Here is a 19685-nt window from a genome sequence, read left to right as displayed (position 1 = left end):
CCCGTGGCACCTGTGGCACCTGTGGCACCTGTGGGACCCGTTGTGACCTATGGAGCCTGTGGCACCTGTAGGGCCTGCGAGGCCTGTGGCACCCGTGGCACCCGTGGGGTCGCCGGCGTCGTACGTCGGCCCGGCGACCCGCCGGGCCGGGCATGACCCCGGCGGCCCGCCGACCAGCGTGCTACTCCGGCGCGTGCTCCGGCCCCCCGAAGTCCGGGCTGCTGAAGTCCGGGCTGCTGTAGCTCGGACGGGGACCCGCCGCCGGGCCGCCGTCGGGGCTGCTGAAGCCCGGCCTGTTGTAGCCCAGGTGCGGGATGCGGCTGGGCGGCTCGGGTGCCTTGTGGGCCACCGCGGCCGTGCCCGGGTCCGCGAGCGCCTCCCGGAGGAACGGCAGGATGCCGCGGTCCAGCAGAGCGTCGTGCCAGACGTCTCTGGCCCGGGACACCTCTTCGTACAGCTCGCCCCGGGCCTCGGCCTGGAGCGCCGAGCCGCCGTTGCGGAGCGCGGTCAGCAGCAGTCCGACCGCGGCGACCAGGATGGCGACGGCCGTGACCGCGCCGAAGACCCACCCGGTGGTCAGGAGGGTCGTGGCGAACGCCGGCTCGGGGTCGAGCATCTTGAGGATGTAGCCCACGAGCAGGAAGATCGCCGCCGCTGTCCCGGCGAGGACGGGAGCGAGCACCGCGACGACGGCGATGGCGCCGGCGCCCGCCGTCTCGGTGACTTCCCCCATCGTGGTGGCGAGCCCCACCGCGGTCGCGCCCGGCTCGGCGGACCCGGCCTCCTCGGGGACGGGACGGCCGGACGATGCCGGCTGGCGCAGTTCCTCGCGGACCTTCACGTAGTGCTGGTACTCGGTCGCCGCGGCCGCCGTGATGAGGGCCGTGGCGTTGAGCGCCATCGTGCGCAGTTGCTCGGGGTTGAGCCGCTTGCCGACAGCGGCGAGTTCCGGACGGTGCGGGGCGGAGCGCAGCGCCTCACCGAGGATCCGCTCGTAGTCCTGGCGGTCCTCGCTCAGCAGGTGCTGCGGAACGCTGTTCATGTGCATCCCCCGATGCTCCGTAGGGCGGGTGGCTCGCACGCTGACGAGCCGTCGGGCAGAAACGGAGGGGAGCCTGCTACGGATAAGCCGATGGTAGAGCCGCGACGGCACACGGTGACAGGGGGTTTCCAGAATTTGCCCCCGGCGCCGGGGCCGTCCTTCGGCGGGACGCCTGCCCGGTGAACGCTCAGATAGCCAACGGAAGTTGCTGGACCAGTAGCTTTCCGGCCATGGTCACTCCGCCGTCCATGGCGATGGCGAGCCCGTCGGCGTACACGTGCGGTCCCTCGACCACGGGGCCCGCGCTGTCCTCGCCGTCCTCCGAGCCGACCTCGCCCAGGAGGTACGGAATGGGGCTGTGACCGTGGACGATGCGCGTACCGCCGTAGACGTCGAGGAGGGAACGGACGGCCTCGGAGCCTCCGTCGTCGCGGAAGGCGAAGCGCTTGGTGAACTTGCGGAAGAGGTCCCAGCACTCGTCCGCGTCATTGCGGGTGAGGGTCTCGCGGACCGTGTCGTTGACCGCTTCGATGGAGTCGCCGTAGTCCAGATAGGCGGTGGTGTCCGAGTGGACCAGGAGGTGGCCGTCGGCGATCTCCATCGCGTCCAGCCGGGCCATCCACTGCAGATGATGGTCCTGCAGACGCTCCATGTCGGTCTTCTGGCCGCCGTTGAGCAGCCATGCGGCCTGGAAGGTGGCGGTGCCGGCGCCGGAGTTGACGGGGGTGTCGCCGAACCGCCTGGCGCCGAGCAGCAGCAGTTCGTGGTTGCCCATGAGGGCCTTGCAGTAGCCGCCGGCCGCGGCGGCCTCGGCGGACAGCCGCATCACGAGGTCGATGACGCCGATGCCATCCGGCCCGCGGTCGGTGAAGTCGCCGAGGAACCACAACCGCGCGGTGCCCGCCGACCAGTTGGCCGCCGCGTCGACGATGCCCTGTTCCTGGAGCGCGGCGACGAGCTGGTCGAGATAACCGTGCACATCGCCGACGACGTACAGGGGGCCGGGGCCGCCCGTGGCCGACGGGTCGGGCACGGCCGACGGATCCACGGCGACCTGCAGCGTGTCGCCCCGGTTGATGACGGGCAGATCGCGCTGGGTCGGCGTGTAGTCCGCCGGTTCCGCGGTGGACGCGCCGCCCTCTTCGGGGGGCGTGCCCTGCGCGTACGGACCGGCCTCGTGGACGTACGCGGGTACCCGGAAGTCGCGCAGCGTCGGCGTGCGCACCGCCTCGGGTCCCTGACCGGCCCCCTGAGTCATCGACCCCTCCACCATCGCGCCGCATCTGCACCGCATCGGACTGCCTGGTCGCAGCGGCCCGCGGTGTCGTCCGCCCATCATAGGAATGCGGATCGCGCCATGTGATGACCCAGGGGTGGTGAATCGGAGGAGGACCCCGGTTCACCGTGGTTTTCGCCCGAATTGGGCGGGCCTTTCCCTGCCGGACACAGGCTCCGGCCCGGCTGTGAATTACCCCTCTTCCGGTGACCGCGGTGGGCTGACGGTCGTGCGCGGCGGGCGCCGCTCGGACGAGGTGCGCACGATCAGCTCCGTCGGTATCACCTGCTCGACCGTCTGTTCCGACTCGACACCCTCGATGGCGTCGATGAGGAGTTGCACCACGGCCGTGCCGATCCGGCGCGGTTTGAGGGAGAGCGTGGTGACGGGGGGCTCGGTGTTGGCGTAGACGGTCGACTCGCTGCAGCAGACGAGCAGGAGGTCGTCCGGTACGCGGAGGCCGTAGCGCCGGGCCGCCGCCAGCAGGTCGGTGCCGTTCGGGTCGAAGAGCCCGTAGACGGCGTCGGGGCGGTCGGGCCGGGCGAGCAGCCGGTCGGCGGCGACGGCTCCCGCGCACGGATCGTGCGCCGGGTAGGCCTCGTACACGGGATCCTGGCCGACGCGCTCGCACCAGCGCAGATACGCGGTCGTGGAGAGGTGGGTGTAGGTGTCCGTGGTGGTGCCGGTGAGGAGGCCGATCCGGCGGGCGCCGGCGTCGGCCAGGTGCTCGAGGATGCCCAGGACGGCGGCCTCGTGGTCGTTGTCCACCCAGGCGGTCACCGGGAGCGAGCCGGCCGGGCGGCCGTCGGAGACGACCGGTAAGCCCTGGCGGACCAGCTCACTGACGACCGGGTCCTGGTCGGACGGGTCGATGACCACGGTGCCGTCCAGGGCGACGTTCGACCACACGTCGTGGCGCGAGGTCGCGGGGAGGATGACCAGGGCGTAGCCCCGGGCGAGCGCGGCGGAGGTGGCGGCTCTGGCCATCTCCGCGAAGTACGCGAACTCGGTGAAGGTGAAAGGTTCATCCCCGTACGTCGTCACGGTCAGGCCGATCAGGCCTGACTTTCCGGTACGGAGCGTTCGGGCCGCGGCGGACGGGCGGTAGCCCAGCCGGTCGGCGACCTCGCGGACATGGCGTCGGGTGGCGTCCGGGAGCCTGCCCTTGCCGTTGAGGGCGTCGGAGACGGTCGTGATGGAGACTCCGGCGGCGGCGGCCACGTCTCTGATGCCCGCTCGACCCGGCCGACCGCCTCGGCGGGGGGTCTCCGCCCGGCTCACCTGGTGCTTCCCTGCTGCTGTCATGGCGAGCCGATAGTAGGGCTCTTCCGGTGGGGTAGTGCGGACGCATATTCACTCGTTGACAGGCACGTTTCTGCATGGTCGAAGACCGTCAACTGCCTTTGAAACGAAGTCAGTTGGGCGTTTCGACGGCACTACGTGACTTGTCGACACGCATGAGCCTGCCAAGTGGGCCATGTTTCGAAGAGGTCTCAACTCACCTTCACGAGGGATGCGCGCCACGGCGTGAGCCACCGGCGCGCGGCAAAGCGGACGGCGCGCCCCCCGTTTCGTACGCCTCGTGTGACTTCGTGCCGGGATGCCCTCTCGGATGCAGAGCGGCCGTCCACAGCCATTCGCAGCGGAGCCGAATCCTCATAAGGTGAGAAGCATTGGTAGCCGGTGGCTGAGATGAGCCGGTGGTGGTCACGAGGAGGACTGCGGTGAGCAAGATGAGCCCCAAGCTGCGAGCCGAGCTGGAGGGTATCCCCACCTACAAGCCCGGCAAGCCCGCCGCGGCCGAGGGCCCGGTGGCGTACAAGCTGTCCTCCAACGAGAACCCGTATCCGCCGCTGCCCGGCGTGATGGAGAAGGTGACCGCGGCCGCGGGGTACTTCAACCGCTACCCGGACACGGCCTGTACGGGCCTGGTGAACGAGCTGTCGAACCGCTTCGGGGTACCCGTCTCGCATCTGGCCACCGGCACCGGGTCGGTCGGCGTCGCCCAGCAGCTGGTGCAGTCCACCAGCGGCCCCGGCGACGAGATCGTCTACGCCTGGCGCTCCTTCGAGGCGTACCCGATCATCACGCAGGTCAGCGGGGCGGCCTCGGTGCAGGTGCCGCTGACGCCGGGCGATGTGCACGATCTCGACGCGATGGCGGACGCGATCACCGACCGGACCCGGCTGATCTTCGTCTGCAACCCCAACAACCCCACCGGCACCGTGGTGCGCCGGGCCGAGCTGGAGCGGTTCCTGGACCGGGTGCCGAGCGATGTGCTGGTGGTCCTGGACGAGGCCTACCGCGAGTTCATCCGCGACCCCGAGGTGCCGGACGGCGTCGAGATCTACCGCGAGCGGCCCAACGTCTGTGTGCTGCGCACTTTCTCCAAGGCGTACGGCCTCGCGGGCCTCAGGGTCGGCTTCGCGATCGCCCACGAGCCGGTGGCCGCGGCGCTGCGCAAGACGGCCGTCCCCTTCGGCGTCAGCCAGCTGGCGCAGGAAGCGGCGATCGCCTCGCTGCGCGCCGAGGACGAGCTGCTCGGCCGGGTCGGTTCGCTGGTGTGCGAGCGCCGGCGCGTGGTCGAGACGCTGCGCGGCCAGGGCTGGACGGTGCCCGAGACGCAGGCCAACTTCGTATGGCTGCGGCTGGGGGAGCGCACGCTCGACTTCGCCGCGGCCTGTGAGCAGCACGGGGTCGTCGTACGGCCGTTCCCCGGCGAGGGCATGCGGGCGACGATCGGCGAGACGGAGGCGAACGACATCTTCCTGAAGGTGGCGGAAGGGTTCCGCAAGGAGCTCTGATCACCTGAAGGGCTGCGTTTCCCCCCGCCGGTTCGTTCGCCGGCGGGCCCGGGGGTCGCTGCGGGGCAATCGGTTCGGCGACGGCTGCACTGCCCCGACCGTGGCTCCGCCGGTGCGGCGACGGCTGCACCTCTCCGACCGCGGCTCCGCTACGGCTCCACCGCTTCGACGCGTACGGGGTCGCCGTCGCGGACGGTCGCCAGGACACGTGGGTCGCCGTCCACGCGGCCCAGCACGTTGCAGGGGCTCGCGAGGCGGCACTCGTCGCCCTGTGAGACCGGGGTGGGCCCGTAGGGGAGGGCCAGGGCGTCGCCGTCGGTCCAGAAGGCCACCGTGCCCGGTTCCACGACCTGTCGGGCGCCGTCCTCGAGGGTGACGGAGACGCCGGTGTCGAAGTAGACCTCCTCGCCCCAGGTGCGAGCCGTGGAGACGAGCGGCAGTGCCTTGGTGAGGATCCGGGCGGTCGGGGTGTCGTCGAGGGCCGCGGTGAGGTGACCCGCGGGCCAGGAGATCCGTATCTGCATGCGGCGGATTCAACAAGATGTTGAAGTCCTTGCCAAGGGGACGACCGGCCACTTCGGGCCGGAAGCGGCTGTTCTCCGCTTAAGTACCCCCCACCCCGCAGGGCTCGAACGGGCATGCGTCATAATTGCTTGTGAATGTGAACGCGTTCACAAGCGTGTCCCTGTTGCTCCCGTAATAGGTGTGACATATGGGGCAAGCTGCCGCTGTAACCACGGCGATGTAAGGAGACTGACGACGTGGAGATGGCTCTGGCGCCGGAGACCTTGGCGCGCTGGCAGTTCGGAATCACCACCGTCTACCACTTCCTCTTCGTTCCCCTGACGATCTCGCTCGCCGCGCTCACCGCCGGCCTGCAGACGGCCTGGGTGCGTACGGAGAACGAGAAGTACCTCAGGGCCACCAAGTTCTGGGGCAAGCTCTTCCTGATCAACATCGCGATGGGTGTCGTCACCGGAATCGTGCAGGAGTTCCAGTTCGGCATGAACTGGTCCGACTACTCGCGCTTCGTCGGTGACATCTTCGGGGCTCCGCTGGCCTTCGAGGCCCTGATCGCGTTCTTCTTCGAGTCGACGTTCATCGGGTTGTGGATCTTCGGCTGGGACAAGCTGCCGAAGAAGATCCACCTCGCCTGTATGTGGATGGTCTCGATCGGCACGATCCTGTCGGCGTACTTCATCCTCGCGGCCAACTCCTGGATGCAGCACCCCGTCGGCTACAAGATCAACAAGGCGAAGGGCCGGGCCGAGCTCACCGACTTCTGGCACGTGCTGACGCAGAACACCGCGCTCGCGCAGGCCTTCCACACGCTCACCGCGTCGTTCCTGACCGGCGGCGCCTTCATGGTCGGCATCGCGGCCTTCCACCTGGTCCGCAAGAACCATCTCCCCGTGATGAAGACCTCGCTGCGACTGGGCCTGGTCACCGTCGCCATCGCCGGTCTGCTCACCGCGGTCAGCGGTGACACCCTCGGCAAGGTCATGTTCAAGCAGCAACCGATGAAGATGGCCTCGGCCGAGGCGCTGTGGGACGGACAGGACTCCGCGCCGTTCTCGGTCTTCGCCTACGGGGACGTCAGCAAGGGCCACAACTCCGTCGAGCTGTCGATCCCGGGGATACTGTCGTTCCTCGCCGACGACGACTTCAGCTCGTACGTGCCCGGCATCAACGACACCAACAAGGCCGAGCAGGCGAAGTACGGCCCCGGCGACTACCGGCCCATCATCCCCGTCACCTTCTGGGCGTTCCGCTGGATGATCGGTTTCGGCATGGCGTCCTTCGCCATCGGCGTGGTCGGACTCTGGCTGACCCGCAAGAAGTTCATGCTGCCGCAGCATCTGCGGGTCGGCGACGACGAAGTGCCGCATCTGGTCCTCTTCAAGAACAAGGCCCTCGGCCCGACGCTCACCAAGTGGTACTGGCTCATCGCGATCTGGACCCTGGGCTTCCCGCTGATCGCCAACTCCTGGGGCTGGATCTTCACGGAGATGGGCCGCCAGCCGTGGGTCGTCTACGGCGTACTGCAGACCCGGGACGCGGTCTCCCCCACGGTCTCGCAGGGTGAGGTCCTCACCTCGATGATCGTCTTCACGTCCCTCTACGCGATTCTCGCCGTCGTGGAGGTCAGGCTGCTCGCGAAGTACGTCAAGGCCGGACCGCCCGAGCTCACGGATTCCGACCTCAACCCGCCCACCAGGATCGGCGGCGACTCCCGTGACGCCGACAAGCCGATGGCCTTCTCCTACTAGGCCCAGGGAGCTGCTGAGTCATGGAACTTCACGACGTCTGGTTCGTACTCATCGCGGTCCTCTGGATCGGCTACTTCTTCCTGGAGGGCTTCGACTTCGGGGTCGGTGTGCTCACCAAGCTGCTGGCCCGCAACCGCATCGAGAAGCGGGTACTGATCAACACGATCGGTCCCGTCTGGGACGGCAACGAGGTGTGGCTGCTCACGGCGGGCGGCGCCACCTTCGCGGCCTTCCCCGAGTGGTACGCCACGCTCTTCTCCGGCTTCTATCTGCCCCTGCTGATCATCCTGGTCTGCCTGATCGTGCGCGGGGTCGCCTTCGAGTACCGGGCGAAGCGGGACGAGGAGAGCTGGCAGCGCAACTGGGAGAACGCGATCTTCTGGGCCTCGCTGATCCCGGCAATTCTGTGGGGTGTGGCCTTCGGCAACATCGTGCGCGGGGTGAAGATCGACGAGAACTTCAACTACGTGGGCAACTTCTGGGACCTGCTCAACCCGTACGCGATTCTCGGCGGGCTGGTCACGCTGACCCTGTTCACCTTCCACGGGGCGGTCTTCGTCGGGTTGAAGACCGTCGGGGACATCCGGGTGCGGGCGAGGAAGCTGGCCCTTCAAGTCGGTCTGACAGCGGCCGTGTTGGCGCTGCTCTTCCTGCTCTGGACCCAGGTGGAGAACGGCGACGGCGAGTCTCTGGTGGCGATGGTCGTGGCCGTGGTCGCGCTGGTCGCGGCTCTGGTGGCGGTCAACGCCGGCCGCGAGGGCTGGGGGTTCGCGCTCTCGGGGCTCACCATCGTGGCGGCCGTGGCCATGCTCTTCCTGACGCTCTTCCCGAACGTCATGCCGTCCTCGCTCAACGACGACTGGAACCTCACGGTCACCAACGCCTCGTCGAGCCCCTACACCCTGAAGATCATGACCTGGTGCGCCGGGATCGCCACGCCGATCGTCCTGCTCTACCAGTCGTGGACCTACTGGGTGTTCCGCAAGCGGATCGGTACGCAGCACATCGCTGATGCCGTGCACTGAGTCCGTCGCATCGAGGGGCATGTTTCACGTGAAACATGCCCCATGACCGAAGGGCGCGTTTCCTCCGGATCGCGCTCATGGAACCGAGGGTGTGTTTCACGTGAAACCGATCGACCCGCGCCTGCTCCGGTACGCCCGCGCCACCCGTCTCTTCCTTGCGGTGGTCGTCGGCCTGGGAGTTGTCGGAGCGACGCTGGTCATCGCGCAGGCGATGCTCATCGCCGAGGTGGTGGTGGGCGCGTTCCAGCACGGCCTGTCGGTCGGTGAACTGCGCACCCCACTGGTGTTGCTGGCGGTCGTCGCGGCCGGACGAGCGGTGGTCGCGTGGCTCACCGAGTTGGCGGCTCACCGGGCCAGCGCCGCCGTGAAGTCGGAGTTGCGGGGGCGGCTGCTGGAGCGCGCGGCGCAGCTCGGTCCCGGGTGGCTGAGCGGGCAGCGGACGGGTTCACTGGTCGCCCTTGCCACCCGGGGGGTCGACGCCCTCGACGACTACTTCTCGCGTTATCTGCCCCAGTTGGGGCTCGCGGTGGTCGTGCCCGTGGCGGTGCTCGCGCGGATCGTCACCGAGGACTGGGTGTCGGCGGCGATCATCGTCGGCACCCTGCCGCTGATCCCGCTTTTCATGGTGCTGATCGGCTGGGCCACGCGCTCCCAGATGGACCGTCAGTGGCGGCTGCTCTCCCGCCTCTCGGGACACTTCCTCGATGTGGTCGCGGGGCTGCCGACGCTGAAGGTGTTCGGCCGGGCCAAGGCGCAGGCGGAGTCGATCCGGCGCATCACCGGCGAGTACCGCCAGGCGACCATGCGGACGCTGCGGATCGCCTTCCTGTCGTCCTTCGCACTGGAACTGCTCGCCACGATCTCGGTCGCACTGGTCGCGGTGACCATCGGCATGCGGCTCGTCCACGGCGAGATGGATCTGTACGTGGGTCTGGTCATCCTCGTCCTCGCGCCCGAGGCGTATCTGCCGCTGCGGCAGGTGGGGGCGCAGTATCATGCCGCCGCGGAGGGACTCGCCGCCGCCGAGGAGATCTTCGCGGTACTGGAGACACCGGTGCAGGTGTCCGGTTCGCTCGCCGTGCCGGAGGGGCGGATCAGCGTCGAGGGGGTGACCGTCCGGTACGACGGACGGTCGTCCGACGCGGTGGCGGACGTGTCCTTCACGGTCGGGCTGGGCGAGACAGTGGCCCTGGTCGGACCGAGCGGTGTGGGCAAATCGACGCTCCTGAACGTCCTGCTGGGCTTCGTGGAGCCGACCGAGGGCCGGGTGCGGATCGGGGGAGTGGATCTCGCGTCGGCCGACCTGGCGGAGTGGCGCTCACGGATCGCCTGGGTGCCGCAGCGGCCTCATCTGTTCGCCGGACCGATCGCCGAGAATGTACGGCTGGCGCGGCCCGACGCGGACGACTCGGCGGTACGGCGGGCGCTCGCCGACGCCGGGGCGCTGGAGTTCGTCGATGCGCTGCCCGACGGTGTCGGCACGGTTCTCGGCGAGGACGGGGCCGGCCTCTCGGCCGGTCAGCGGCAACGGCTCGCCCTGGCACGGGCGTTCCTCGCGGACCGGCCGGTCCTGCTCCTCGACGAGCCGACGGCAGCGCTGGACGGCGCGACGGAGGCCGAGGTCGTGGACGCGGTACGGCGGCTCGCGGTGGGGCGGACGGTGCTCCTGGTCGTCCACCGGCCCGCGTTGCTGGACGTGGCCGACCGGGTGGTGCGGCTGGAGCCCGGAGTACCCGTCCCGGGCGCCCCTTCCGCGGCTTCCGAGGCTGGACGCGTGCGGCGGCTCGAAGAAGCGGCGGACGAACCGGTGGCCCGGCAAGGGGAGCCGGCGCGGTCCGGGCGGGGGCGCGGGGGTCTGCTCGCCCGGGTCCGGGCCATGGGCCGTGCCTGGCGTGGCCGCCTCGCGATGGCGCTGCTGCTCGGGAGCCTCGCGCTCGGCAGTGCCGTCGGGCTGATGGCGACCTCCGGATGGCTGATCTCACGGGCCTCACAGCAGCCGCCCGTGCTGTACCTGATGGTCGCCGTGACGGCCACGCGCACGTTCGGGATCGGACGGGCCGTCTTCCGGTACGCGGAGCGGCTCGTCTCGCACGACGCCGTGCTGCGCATGCTGGCCGACACCCGGGTCGCCGTGTACCGGCGTCTGGAGCGGCTGGCGCCCGCGGGGCTGCGGACGACCCGGCGCGGTGACCTGCTGTCGCGGCTGGTCGCCGACGTGGACGCGCTGCAGGACTACTGGCTGCGGTGGCTGCTGCCCGCCGGTGCCGCGCTCGCCGTGTCCGCCGCCTCCGTCGGTTTCACGGCGTGGCTGCTGCCCGAGGCCGGTGCCGTGCTGGCCGCGGGACTGCTCGCTGCAGGGGTCGGCGTCCCCCTGGTGACCGGCGCCGTGGCGCGTCGCGCGGAACGCAGGCTGGCTCCCGCCCGCGGTGTGCTGGCGACGCGGGTGGCCGATCTGCTCACCGGGACGGCCGAGTTGACGGTCGCGGGGGCGCTGCCCGCCCGTACCGCCGAGACGCGCCGCGCCGACACCGTCCTCACGCGCATCGCCTCGCGCGCCGCCACCGCCACCGCGCTCGGCGACGGGCTGACCGCGCTCGTGTCCGGGCTGACCGTCACCGCCACCGCCCTCGTGGGGGCCCAGGCGGTCGCCGGCGGGCGGCTGGGCGGCGTGACGATGGCCGTCGTCGTCCTCACCCCGCTGGCCGCCTTCGAGGCCGTCCTGGGGCTGCCGCTCGCCGTCCAGTACCGGCAGCGGGTGCGCCGGAGCGCGGAGCGGGTGTACGAGGTGCTGGACGCACCCGAGCCCGTACGGGAACCGGAGCGGCCGCAGCCGGCGCCCGCGTCGCCGTTCCCGGTGCGGGTCGCGGGGCTCTCCGCCCGCCACGCCGGGCAGCACCGGGACGCGCTCGCCGGGCTCGGTCTGACGCTGGAACAGGGCCGCAGGGTGGCCGTGGTCGGGCCCTCCGGATCCGGCAAGACGACGCTGGCGCAGGTGCTGCTGCGGTTCCTGGACGCGGACGCCGGCACGTACACGCTGGGCGGCGTGGACGCGTACGCGATGGACGGCGACGACGTACGGCGGCTCGTCGGGCTGTGCGCCCAGGACGCGCACCTCTTCGACAGCTCCGTGCGCGAGAACCTGCTGCTGGCCCGGAAGGACGCCACGGAGAGCGAGCTGCGTGACGCGCTCGCGCGGGCCCGGCTGCTCGACTGGGCGGACGGACTGCCCGACGGGCTCGACACGTTGATCGGCGAGCACGGCGCGCGGCTGTCCGGAGGCCAGCGGCAGCGGCTCGCCCTGGCCCGCGCTCTGCTCGCCGATTTCCCCGTCCTCGTGCTGGACGAGCCCGCGGAGCATCTCGACCTGCCGACCGCCGACGCGCTCACCTCCGACCTCCTCACCGCCACCGCCGGCCGTACGACGCTGCTGATCACGCATCGCCTCGCCGGGCTCGACGCGGTGGACGAGGTGATCGTCCTGGCGGACGGGCGGGTGGCGCAGCGGGGCCCGTACGCGGAGCTGATCGCCGTCGACGGCCCGCTGCGCGAGATGCGGGAGCGCGAGGCTGAGGGGGAGGCGCTGGTGGGAGCGGTGGCAGCGGTGCAGGCGACGGGAGTGGTGGAGGCGGTTGGGCGCTAGGGCCGGCCGCCTGGGTGGCCGGGCAGCTGGGCCCGGCTCCGTCCGCTGGTGGGACGGAAGGGCCGGGCCGGGAGTCCGGTGGGCGAGATCGACTTTCCGTAACAAAAGGGACTAACTACGCTCTAGGCATGTCAGCACCCCCCGCCTCCCCCGGGCCCGGCCGCGCTCCGAACGCGGCGGCACGGGCACCCCGGAGCACCGGCCCCGGGATGTCCGCGGAACTGACCGCGCGGGTACCGCAGTTGCTGGAAGCGGTGCGGTCCGTCGGATCGGGCCTGGAGCTGCACTCCACGCTGGACCGGATCTGCGAGACCGCGGCCGAGCTGGCGGAGGCGCGCTACGCGGCGATCGGCGTCGTCGCCGAGAACGGTGAGGGGCTCGCCGACTTCGTCTACCAGGGTGTGGGCGGGCGGACAGCGGGGCTGATCGGCCGACTGCCGGACGGGCACAGGGGGCTGCTCGGCGCGCTCATCCACGACCCGGTGGCCCTGCGGCTCGCCGATCTGGCGGACGACCCGCGCTCCTGCGGTTTCCCGGACCATCACCCCCCGATGCGCAGTTTCCTCGGCGTTCCGATTCGCGTGCAGGGTGAGATCTTCGGGAATCTGTACGTGACCGAGAAGCGGGGCGGCGGCACGTTCAGCGACTACGACCTCAACATGCTCCGGGTGCTCGCCATGGAGGCGGGCATCGCCGTCGGCAACGCCCGCCTGTACGAGGCCGCCAAGCAGCGCGAGCACTGGATCGACGGCTCGGTGGCCGTCACCACCGCGCTCCTCTCGGGCGGCGATGCCGAGGACGCCCTTCAGGTGGTCGCCGAACAGGCCAGGCGCCTCGCGGGGTCGACAGCCGGGATCGTGCTGCTGCCCGCCGACGAGGGCGGTCTGGAGATCGTCGCCGTGGCCTCGCCGCAGCCGACCCGGGCGCTCGGCGTCGTCATCCCGCCGGAGAGCGAACTCATCGGTGAACTCCTGGACGGCCGAGCGGTGTTCGTCGAGGAGGCGGCCACCGACCCGCGCATGCTCACCGACCTCGCCCGCGCCTACGGCCCCGTCATGATGCTGCCCCTGCAGAGCGGCGGCCGGGTCCTCGGCGCCCTCGTCACGCCCCGCGAGCGGGGCGCCCGGCCGTTCACGGAGTCCGAGCGCACCCTGGCCACGCAATTCGCCTCGCAGGCCGCACTGGCGCTGATGATGGCCGAGGCGCAGCGCGACCGGGAGCGGCTCGCCGTCTACGAGGACCGTGACCGGATCGCCCGTGACCTGCACGATCTCGTCATCCAGCGGCTGTTCGCGACCGGGCTGATGCTGGAGAGCGCCCAGCGGCGGCCGCTCGCGCCGGAGGTGCAGCAGGGCGTCGGCAAGGCGGTCGACGAACTCGACGTCACCATCCAGGAGATCCGTACCGCCATCTTCGCCCTGCAACAGGGGCCGTCCGAGGTGCCGTCCGGGCTGCGCACCCGCGTGCTGCGCGAGATCAACATGGCCGCCGTACCGCTCGGGTTCAAGCCCGCGCACGACTTCGTCGGCCCCGTGGACACGGCGGTCGGCGAGCTCACCGGCAAGAACCTGATCGCCGCCCTGCGCGAGGCCCTCTCGAACGCCTTCCGGCACGCCGGGGCCTGCCGCATCGAGGTCGTCGTCGACGCGACGGCCGTGCTGCCGGACGGCAGCGACGGCGTACGGCTCACCGTCGCCGACGACGGGGTGGGCATCCCCGACGGCGGCCGGCGCAGCGGACTGAAGAACCTCAAGCGGCGTGCCGAGTCACTGGGCGGCGACAGCTGGTACGGGCCGGGCATCGGCGAGGACGGCGGCGGTACGACGGTGGTGTGGCAGGCGCCCCGCTGATCCGACGCGACCTCGTGTGGAGACGCGACTTCGCGTGCCCGAGGCGACCTCGTGTGCCCGACGCGACCTCGGGCCCTCGGCCTGCCTGACGTGCCGGGCACGACCTCCCAGTTGGCCCGCTCGCGAACCCCGTCCATAGCAGGCGCCGGCGGATGCGCGGCGAACACGCCCGGAGCAGGCCCCTGTTCGGCCGAACAGGGTGGTCCATCCGTGGCGGCCGGTCCCCCAGGCGTACGACCAGAACATGACCGCGGGCACCGGGACGGGACACGATCGCAGGCATGCGCCCATCTCGCCGCCGTCCCCTGCTCGTGTCGGCGCCGCTGTGCGCGCTCGCGCTCCTCGCGGCCGCCCCGACGACCGCCGACGGCGAATCCGGGGACGTACCCGGCATCAGCGCACAGGTGGCGCGGCTGTACGAAGACGTCTCCGTGGCGACGCGGCAGTACGAGAGGGGCCGGCGGGAGGCCGTCACCCAGCGCGCCCGGGCCCAGCGGGCCGAGGAGCTCCTCGCGCGGGAACGGCAGGAGATCGGCGTGCTGCACGGGGACCTCGGCCGGATCGCGCGGGCCCAGTACCGCCAGGGCGGCGGACTCCCCTACACCGCGCAGATGCTGCTCGCGGACAGCCCCGAGGAGCTGATGCGAGGCCGGCGTGCCGTCTGGCAGGCGGATCTGGCGGTCAACAACGCCGTGTCCAAGAGCCGGCGCGCGGAGGCCAGGCTCGCCGCGGACGAGGCGAAGGCAGCGGCGGAGTGGCAGGCGCTGGAGAAGCGCAACGGGGAACTCGCCGTGGTGAAAAAGGCGATCGAGGCGAAGCTCGACGAGGCGCGGTCCACACTCCAGGGGCAGGCCGACGCCTCGGTGGCGGCTGGTTCGTGCCGCGGTGCCGTGCAGCTCGACCAGCCCGGAACGCGCTCCACGCGGGCGTGGGTCACGCCGGTCGAGTCGTACGAGCTCTCCGCGAGCTTCGGCAGCGGTGGCGAACGCTGGGCGAACCGGCATACCGGGCAGGACTTCGCGGTGCCCATCGGGACACCGGTGCGGTCGGTCGCGGCGGGGCGTGTGGTGCGGGTGGCGTGCGGCGGACCGTTCGGCATCGAGATCGTGGTCAAGCACGGGAACGGCTACTACACGCAGTACGCGCATCTCGCGGCGGTCACCGTCGACCAGGGGGAGCGGGTCTCGCCCGGGGAGTGGATCGGGCAGTCGGGCACGAGCGGCAACTCGACGGGCCCGCATCTGCACTTCGAGGTGCGGGTGACGCCGGACATGGGGACGGCCGTGGACCCGGTGCCGTGGCTGGCCGAGCACGGGGTCGAGCTGTGACTCCGCCAGGATGGCGCTGACTGCTGACTGCTGACTGCTACGGCGTGCGGCCTGCGAGCAGCACTAGCGGGAACTGCCGGAACTGCCGGATCCGCCAGACCAGCCGGAACCGCCAGACCGGCCGAAACCGCCAGACCGCCTAGAACCGCTCCGCGAGGATCCGCTCGATCACGACCGCCACGCCGTCCTCGTTGTTGGCGACCGTTTGGCCGGAGGCCGCGGCGATCACGGCGGGGTGGGCGTTGCCCATGGCGTACGACTGGCCCGCCCAGGTGAGCATCTCGACGTCGTTCGGCATGTCCCCGAAGGCGACGACCTCCTCGTGGGAGATGCCGCGCTCGGCGCAGCACTGCGCGAGCGTGCTCGCCTTGGAGACGCCAGGGCCGCTGATCTCCAGCAGGGCGCTCGGGCTGGAGCGGGTGACGTTGGCCCGGTCGCCGATGGCTGCCCGGGCCACGGTGAGGAAGTCGTCCGGGGCGAGCTCGTGGTGGTACGCGAGCACCTTGAGCACCGGCTGGTCCGCGTCGAGACCGTCCGCCGCGAGCAGTTCCTCGGCGGGCGCGACGATCTCCGGGGGCTCCATGTGCAGCGACGGGTAGCCCGGTTCGAGGTGGAGGCCGTAAGTGCGCTCTACGGCGCAGACGGTGCCGGGGGCGGCGGACCGCAGCAGCTGGATGACGTCGATCGCGGTCCGGGGCTCCAGTTCGCGGATCTTGACGAAACGGTGGGCGCCGGGGCCGCCGTGCAGGTCGACCACGGCGGCTCCGTTGCCGCAGATCGCCAGGCCGTGGCCGTGGACGTGGTCGCTGACCACGTCCATCCAGCGGGCCGGACGACCGGTGACGAAGAAGACTTCGATGCCCGCCCGCTCGGCGGCGGCGAGAGCGGCGATCGTGCGCTTCGACACCGACTTGTCGTCGCGCAGCAGAGTGCCGTCGAGATCCGTGGCGATCAGCCGGGTGGGAACGGTGGAGGCCGGGGTCTCGGGCCGTCGAGTCGCTGAGGTCACGTCGGCCATTCTCCCGCATATGCGCGCACGTGTGTGCGGCGGTCCGCACGGGTGAGTGATTACGGTCCCCACCAGCGCCGTTACGCCCCGCTGTCGGCGGTCACCGGTCGGCTCACGCCAACTGGGCCGGCGCCTCCATGGCGATCTGCTCGAAGATCTTCTCGTCGGCCGCGAAGTCCGAGTCCGGGATGGGCCAGTGGATCACGATATCGGTGATCCCCAGGGCCGCGTGCCGGCCGGCGAAGTCGACGAAGGCGTCGAGGGACTCCAGCGGACGGGCGCGGTCCGGGGTGAACCCGGTGAGCAGGATCTTGTCCAGCCCGGCCGCGTCCCGGCCGGCCTCCGCACAGGCCGTGCCCAGCTTCTCGATCTGTCCGCGAATGGCTTGAACCGACTGCTCAGGGGTGCCGTTCTCGTACAGCTTGGGGTCGCCGGTCGTCACCCACGCCTGGCCGTGGCGGGCGGCGAGCCTCAGCCCGCGCGGGCCGGTCGCGGCCACGGCGAAGGGCAGCCGGGGCCGCTGCACACAGCCCGGGATGTTGCGGGCCTCGTGCGCCGAGTAGAACGAGCCGTCGTACGTGACGCCCTGCGTGCCGTCCTCGGTGAGGAGGCGGTCGAGCAGCGGAACGAACTCGCCGAAGCGGTCGGCCCGCTCGCGCGGCGTCCAGGGATCCTGGCCCAGCGCCGTGGCGTCGAAGCCGGTGCCGCCCGCGCCGATGCCCAGCGTGATCCGGCCGTTCGAGATGTCGTCGAGGGAGATCAGTTCCTTGGCGAGGGTCACCGGGTGCCGGAAGTTCGGCGAGGTCACCAGCGTGCCGAGACGGAGGCGCTCGGTGACGGCGGCCGCGGCGGTCAGCGTCGGTACGGCGCCGAACCACGGGCCGTCCCGGAAGGTCCGCCAGGACAGGTGGTCGTACGTGAACGCGGTGTGGAAACCGAGCTGCTCTGCGCGCTGCCAGGCGGAACGGCCGCCCTCGTGCCAGCGGCGGTACGGCAGGATCACGGTGCTCAGACGCAAACTCATGCCGTCGAGCCTAAGCGCAGGACGGAACGGCCGACGCACGCGGCCGTTCAGCCGCGGGCTACGGAAGGGTCGGCGCGCTCAGCCATGGGTTACGGAACCATCGGCGCACGCGGCCGTTCAGCCGCGGGGTATGGATCCGTCAGCGCACGCGGCCGTTCAGCCATGGGTTACGGACCCGTCAGCGCACGCGCCCGCTCAGCCATGGGCTGAGGAGGATCATCGGGACGTACTCCTTGTGAGTCCGGTCGCCGGGCAGCGGCACGACCAGGCGGTAGCCGGGCGGGAAGCGGCGCGCCTTCACATACGCGAGGCCGCCGAAGACGGACCGCAGAAACGCGGGGACGTCGTCGCGGGGGATGTCGGGGCACTCGATGCCCTCGACGGTGATCAGCGCGTCGTCGTCCGGGTAGAGCCGCACGGTCACCCGGGGCACTCCGCCGAACTCCGCGAAGGCCTCGTGCGGCAGCGAGCCGTCCGGGTCGGTGGTCACGCCGACTCCCGCTGCGCTGCGGCGGGACGTCTGGTCGGCGCCGACGTCGTGGCTGACTTCGATCTCGAGGGCGTACTCGTCGGCGATCGCGCGGAGGGCGGTGACGGCGGCTTCGGTACTGGGCAGGTGCTGCATGCCGTTGATCATGCACCGGGCGGGATCCGCCGGGTACCCGGCCCCGCATGAGGCCAGTCCGGGCCCACGAACGAAGTCAACGCGAGCCCACGAACCAAGTCAGTCCGGGCCCCCGCACCAAGTCAATCCGCGCCCGGAAACCGCAGATATCCAGGGGGTACGGCGGCAGTGAGCCACACCCCGTTCGCGCTGACGCGGAAGACGTGTCCGTCGCGGTGCATGGCGGCGGCATCGACGGAGAGGACGACCGGACGGCCGCGGCGGGCACCCACGCGGGTGGCGGTCTCGCGGTCGGCGGAGAGGTGCACGTCGTGCCGGGTCATGGCACGGAGGCCTTCGGCGCGGATCGCGTCGAGGCTGTGGGACACGGTGCCGTGGTACAGGTACGCGGGCGGGGTCGCCGGGGGCAGTCCGAGGTCGACGTCGACGGAGTGGCCTTGGCTGGCGCGGATCCGGGTGCCCTCGACCGCGAAGCGCCGTTTGTCGTTGGTGGCGACCACGTGGTCGAGCTCGGCGCGGCTGAACCGGAAGCCGTGCGCGGCGGCCGCGGCGATCAGCGTGTCGACCTCGACCCAGCCGCCCTCGCCGAGCGTGAGCCCGATCCGCTCCGGCTGGTGCCGCAGATGTTTCGAGAGGTACTTCGACACCTTCACGGTGCGTCTTTCACCGATCGGTTCTTCCAGCGGTTCTTCGAGCGGTTCTTCCAGCGGTTCTTCCATCCGGCCAGGGTGCCTGGCGAGACGCTGATCACGCATTTGATTTTGGCCCGGGAGGTTTGATCCACAACCAAGTCCGGTTATCCACAGGGGAATTGGCGATTCTGTGGACAAGTGGCAGGCGATTTAGGTGGTTTCGTCAAGTTCGGCTGTCTCGCGATGATTTGCTGCCAGTCGGTCCAACGTCCTTTTCTGGACCTCCCGTTCGGCGGCGGAGGCGATGAAGGCGGCCGCCTGGTCCGCGCCAACCAGCCTTTCCACGGCCCGCAGTGTGGCGGCGGGAATCGTGACGCCGGACGACTCCTGCGGCTGCTCCGGCGGCTGCTCGGCCGCAAGCTGCCGGCGCAGGTGCCGAGTGGCGAACAGGCGCATCGCACGGGCCAGTTCGGCGTCCACCGTCTGCTGTGCGAGGGGGCGCAGCCGGCGTACGAGCGAGGCTGCCTCGGCCGCGTCGGCGTCGGTCGGCGGATGTTCGCCCAGATAGCGCGCGAACACGTGCTCGGTCGTGAACTCCAGGAAGCGCGAGGCGATGTGCTCCACCTGTCCCCTCAACTCCCGCAGATGCGAGGAGATCGCGGACAGCGGGACCCCGGCGCCGTGCAACTCCACTGCCACGGCAAGCTCTTGGGGACTCGGTACGACGTACAGGTCGTCCTGTCCCGGGACGCGCTCGAGCACACCCAGCTCGACGGCGTCGGCCACCGCCGCGTCGTCCGGGCCGCCTCCGAACCGCTCGGCCAGCTCCGTCCGCGTGATGCGCGCGGCCTCCTCGTCCGTCCACGGCCCGTCGACCTCGGCGACCAGCCCGAGTACACCGCCGAGACCCCGGCCCGCGTCCCAGGCCTCGAGGAGCTCCTTGATCGACGCCAGGGTGTAGCCGCGGTCCAGCAGGCCGGCGATCCGGCGCAGCCGCGCCAGATGCGTGTCCGAGTACACGTTCGCGCGGCCGCGCCGCTCCGGACGGGGGAGCAGCCCGCGGTCCTGATAGGCGCGGATCGTCCGGACCGTGGCGCCACTGTGGTGCGCCAGGTCCTCGATCCGGTACGCGATGCCGGCCGGCTCGCCGTTCACTCTCC

At 70.9% G+C, this 19685-nt stretch carries 15 protein-coding genes; 6 read left to right on the top strand and 9 right to left on the bottom strand.

Features of this window, described 5'->3' with window-relative positions; all coding sequences use genetic code 11:
• Window positions 1-181: 181 nt before the first annotated feature.
• From ACFVYF_RS05425 to ACFVYF_RS05415, 3 genes are all read right to left on the bottom strand, one after another.
• Window positions 182-1048 (bottom strand): hypothetical protein, encoded by an 867-nt coding sequence (locus ACFVYF_RS05425; protein WP_389451129.1) that lies wholly within the window; start codon window positions 1046-1048, stop codon window positions 182-184.
• Window positions 1049-1229: 181 nt separating this feature from the next.
• The gene (locus ACFVYF_RS05420) at window positions 1230-2300 is read right to left on the bottom strand and encodes a metallophosphoesterase (protein ID WP_389451126.1); all 1071 of its coding nucleotides are present in this window, start codon (window positions 2298-2300) and stop codon (window positions 1230-1232) included.
• A gap of 210 nt (window positions 2301-2510) precedes the next feature.
• Window positions 2511-3623, bottom strand: coding sequence for a LacI family DNA-binding transcriptional regulator (locus ACFVYF_RS05415; protein ID WP_389451124.1), 1113 nt, complete (start codon window positions 3621-3623; stop codon window positions 2511-2513).
• 419 nt (window positions 3624-4042) lie between these two features.
• Here ACFVYF_RS05415 and hisC point away from each other — a divergent pair, with 419 nt between their 5' ends.
• Window positions 4043-5122, top strand: coding sequence for a histidinol-phosphate transaminase (hisC, locus tag ACFVYF_RS05410; RefSeq protein WP_389451121.1), 1080 nt, complete (start codon window positions 4043-4045; stop codon window positions 5120-5122).
• 149 nt (window positions 5123-5271) lie between these two features.
• Here hisC and ACFVYF_RS05405 read toward each other — a convergent pair whose 3' ends face one another.
• The gene (locus tag ACFVYF_RS05405; protein ID WP_389451118.1) at window positions 5272-5646 is read right to left on the bottom strand and encodes a cyclophilin-like fold protein; all 375 of its coding nucleotides are present in this window, start codon (window positions 5644-5646) and stop codon (window positions 5272-5274) included.
• Between the two features lie 237 nt (window positions 5647-5883).
• On the opposite strand from ACFVYF_RS05405, the gene ACFVYF_RS05400 reads away from it, so the two are divergent.
• The 5 genes from ACFVYF_RS05400 (at window position 5884) to ACFVYF_RS05380 (ending at window position 15235) form a co-directional block, all read left to right on the top strand.
• Window positions 5884-7392: a cytochrome ubiquinol oxidase subunit I gene (locus ACFVYF_RS05400; protein WP_389451115.1), complete on the top strand. Its 1509-nt coding sequence runs from the start codon at window positions 5884-5886 to the stop codon at window positions 7390-7392.
• Window positions 7393-7412: 20 nt separating this feature from the next.
• Entirely contained in the window at window positions 7413-8417 is a 1005-nt protein-coding gene (gene cydB / locus ACFVYF_RS05395; RefSeq protein WP_389451112.1) for a cytochrome d ubiquinol oxidase subunit II, read from the top strand.
• Between the two features lie 100 nt (window positions 8418-8517).
• Window positions 8518-12057 carry a thiol reductant ABC exporter subunit CydD gene (cydD, locus tag ACFVYF_RS05390; protein ID WP_389451109.1) on the top strand — a complete coding sequence of 1180 codons (3540 nt, stop codon included), beginning with the start codon at window positions 8518-8520 and terminating at the stop codon, window positions 12055-12057.
• A 128-nt stretch (window positions 12058-12185) separates the two neighbouring features.
• A complete protein-coding gene (locus ACFVYF_RS05385; protein WP_389451106.1) occupies window positions 12186-13907 on the top strand; it encodes a GAF domain-containing sensor histidine kinase in 1722 nt (573 codons plus the stop codon).
• A gap of 281 nt (window positions 13908-14188) precedes the next feature.
• A complete protein-coding gene (locus tag ACFVYF_RS05380) occupies window positions 14189-15235 on the top strand; it encodes a M23 family metallopeptidase (protein WP_389451103.1) in 1047 nt (348 codons plus the stop codon).
• 139 nt (window positions 15236-15374) lie between these two features.
• Here the strand turns inward: ACFVYF_RS05380 and ACFVYF_RS05375 are convergent, their stop codons facing one another.
• From ACFVYF_RS05375 to ACFVYF_RS05355, 5 genes are all read right to left on the bottom strand, one after another.
• A complete protein-coding gene (locus ACFVYF_RS05375) occupies window positions 15375-16244 on the bottom strand; it encodes a Cof-type HAD-IIB family hydrolase (RefSeq protein WP_389451100.1) in 870 nt (289 codons plus the stop codon).
• A 112-nt stretch (window positions 16245-16356) separates the two neighbouring features.
• On the bottom strand, window positions 16357-17268 hold the full coding sequence (locus ACFVYF_RS05370) for an LLM class flavin-dependent oxidoreductase (protein ID WP_389451097.1): 912 nt from the start codon (window positions 17266-17268) through the stop codon (window positions 16357-16359).
• Window positions 17269-17446: 178 nt separating this feature from the next.
• Window positions 17447-17905: a hypothetical protein gene (locus tag ACFVYF_RS05365; protein ID WP_389451094.1), complete on the bottom strand. Its 459-nt coding sequence runs from the start codon at window positions 17903-17905 to the stop codon at window positions 17447-17449.
• 110 nt (window positions 17906-18015) lie between these two features.
• Window positions 18016-18564, bottom strand: coding sequence for an RNA 2'-phosphotransferase (locus ACFVYF_RS05360; RefSeq protein WP_389452082.1), 549 nt, complete (start codon window positions 18562-18564; stop codon window positions 18016-18018).
• A gap of 171 nt (window positions 18565-18735) precedes the next feature.
• The gene (locus ACFVYF_RS05355; protein WP_389451091.1) at window positions 18736-19680 is read right to left on the bottom strand and encodes a MerR family transcriptional regulator; all 945 of its coding nucleotides are present in this window, start codon (window positions 19678-19680) and stop codon (window positions 18736-18738) included.
• Window positions 19681-19685: the final 5 nt, after the last annotated feature.

Origin of the sequence: Streptomyces sp. NPDC058274 (assembly GCF_042881375.1) — a bacterium.
Lineage (GTDB): Bacteria > Actinomycetota > Actinomycetes > Streptomycetales > Streptomycetaceae > Streptomyces.
Note: the sequence above shows the minus strand (reverse complement) of the source record. Positions and strands in the feature narration are given on the sequence as shown.

Excerpts from the sequence above, each read along its gene's own strand:
- ACFVYF_RS05425 (WP_389451129.1), bottom strand. The coding sequence starts at position 1,048 with ATGCACATGAACAGCGTTCCGCAGCACCTGCTGAGCGAGGACCGCCAG.
- ACFVYF_RS05420 (WP_389451126.1), bottom strand. The coding sequence starts at position 2,300 with ATGACTCAGGGGGCCGGTCAGGGACCCGAGGCGGTGCGCACGCCGACG.
- ACFVYF_RS05415 (WP_389451124.1), bottom strand. The coding sequence starts at position 3,623 with ATGACAGCAGCAGGGAAGCACCAGGTGAGCCGGGCGGAGACCCCCCGC.
- ACFVYF_RS05405 (WP_389451118.1), bottom strand. The coding sequence starts at position 5,646 with ATGCAGATACGGATCTCCTGGCCCGCGGGTCACCTCACCGCGGCCCTC.
- cydB (WP_389451112.1), top strand. The coding sequence starts at position 7,413 with ATGGAACTTCACGACGTCTGGTTCGTACTCATCGCGGTCCTCTGGATC.
- ACFVYF_RS05385 (WP_389451106.1), top strand. The coding sequence starts at position 12,186 with ATGTCAGCACCCCCCGCCTCCCCCGGGCCCGGCCGCGCTCCGAACGCG.
- ACFVYF_RS05380 (WP_389451103.1), top strand. The coding sequence starts at position 14,189 with ATGCGCCCATCTCGCCGCCGTCCCCTGCTCGTGTCGGCGCCGCTGTGC.
- ACFVYF_RS05370 (WP_389451097.1), bottom strand. The coding sequence starts at position 17,268 with ATGAGTTTGCGTCTGAGCACCGTGATCCTGCCGTACCGCCGCTGGCAC.
- ACFVYF_RS05365 (WP_389451094.1), bottom strand. The coding sequence starts at position 17,905 with ATGATCAACGGCATGCAGCACCTGCCCAGTACCGAAGCCGCCGTCACC.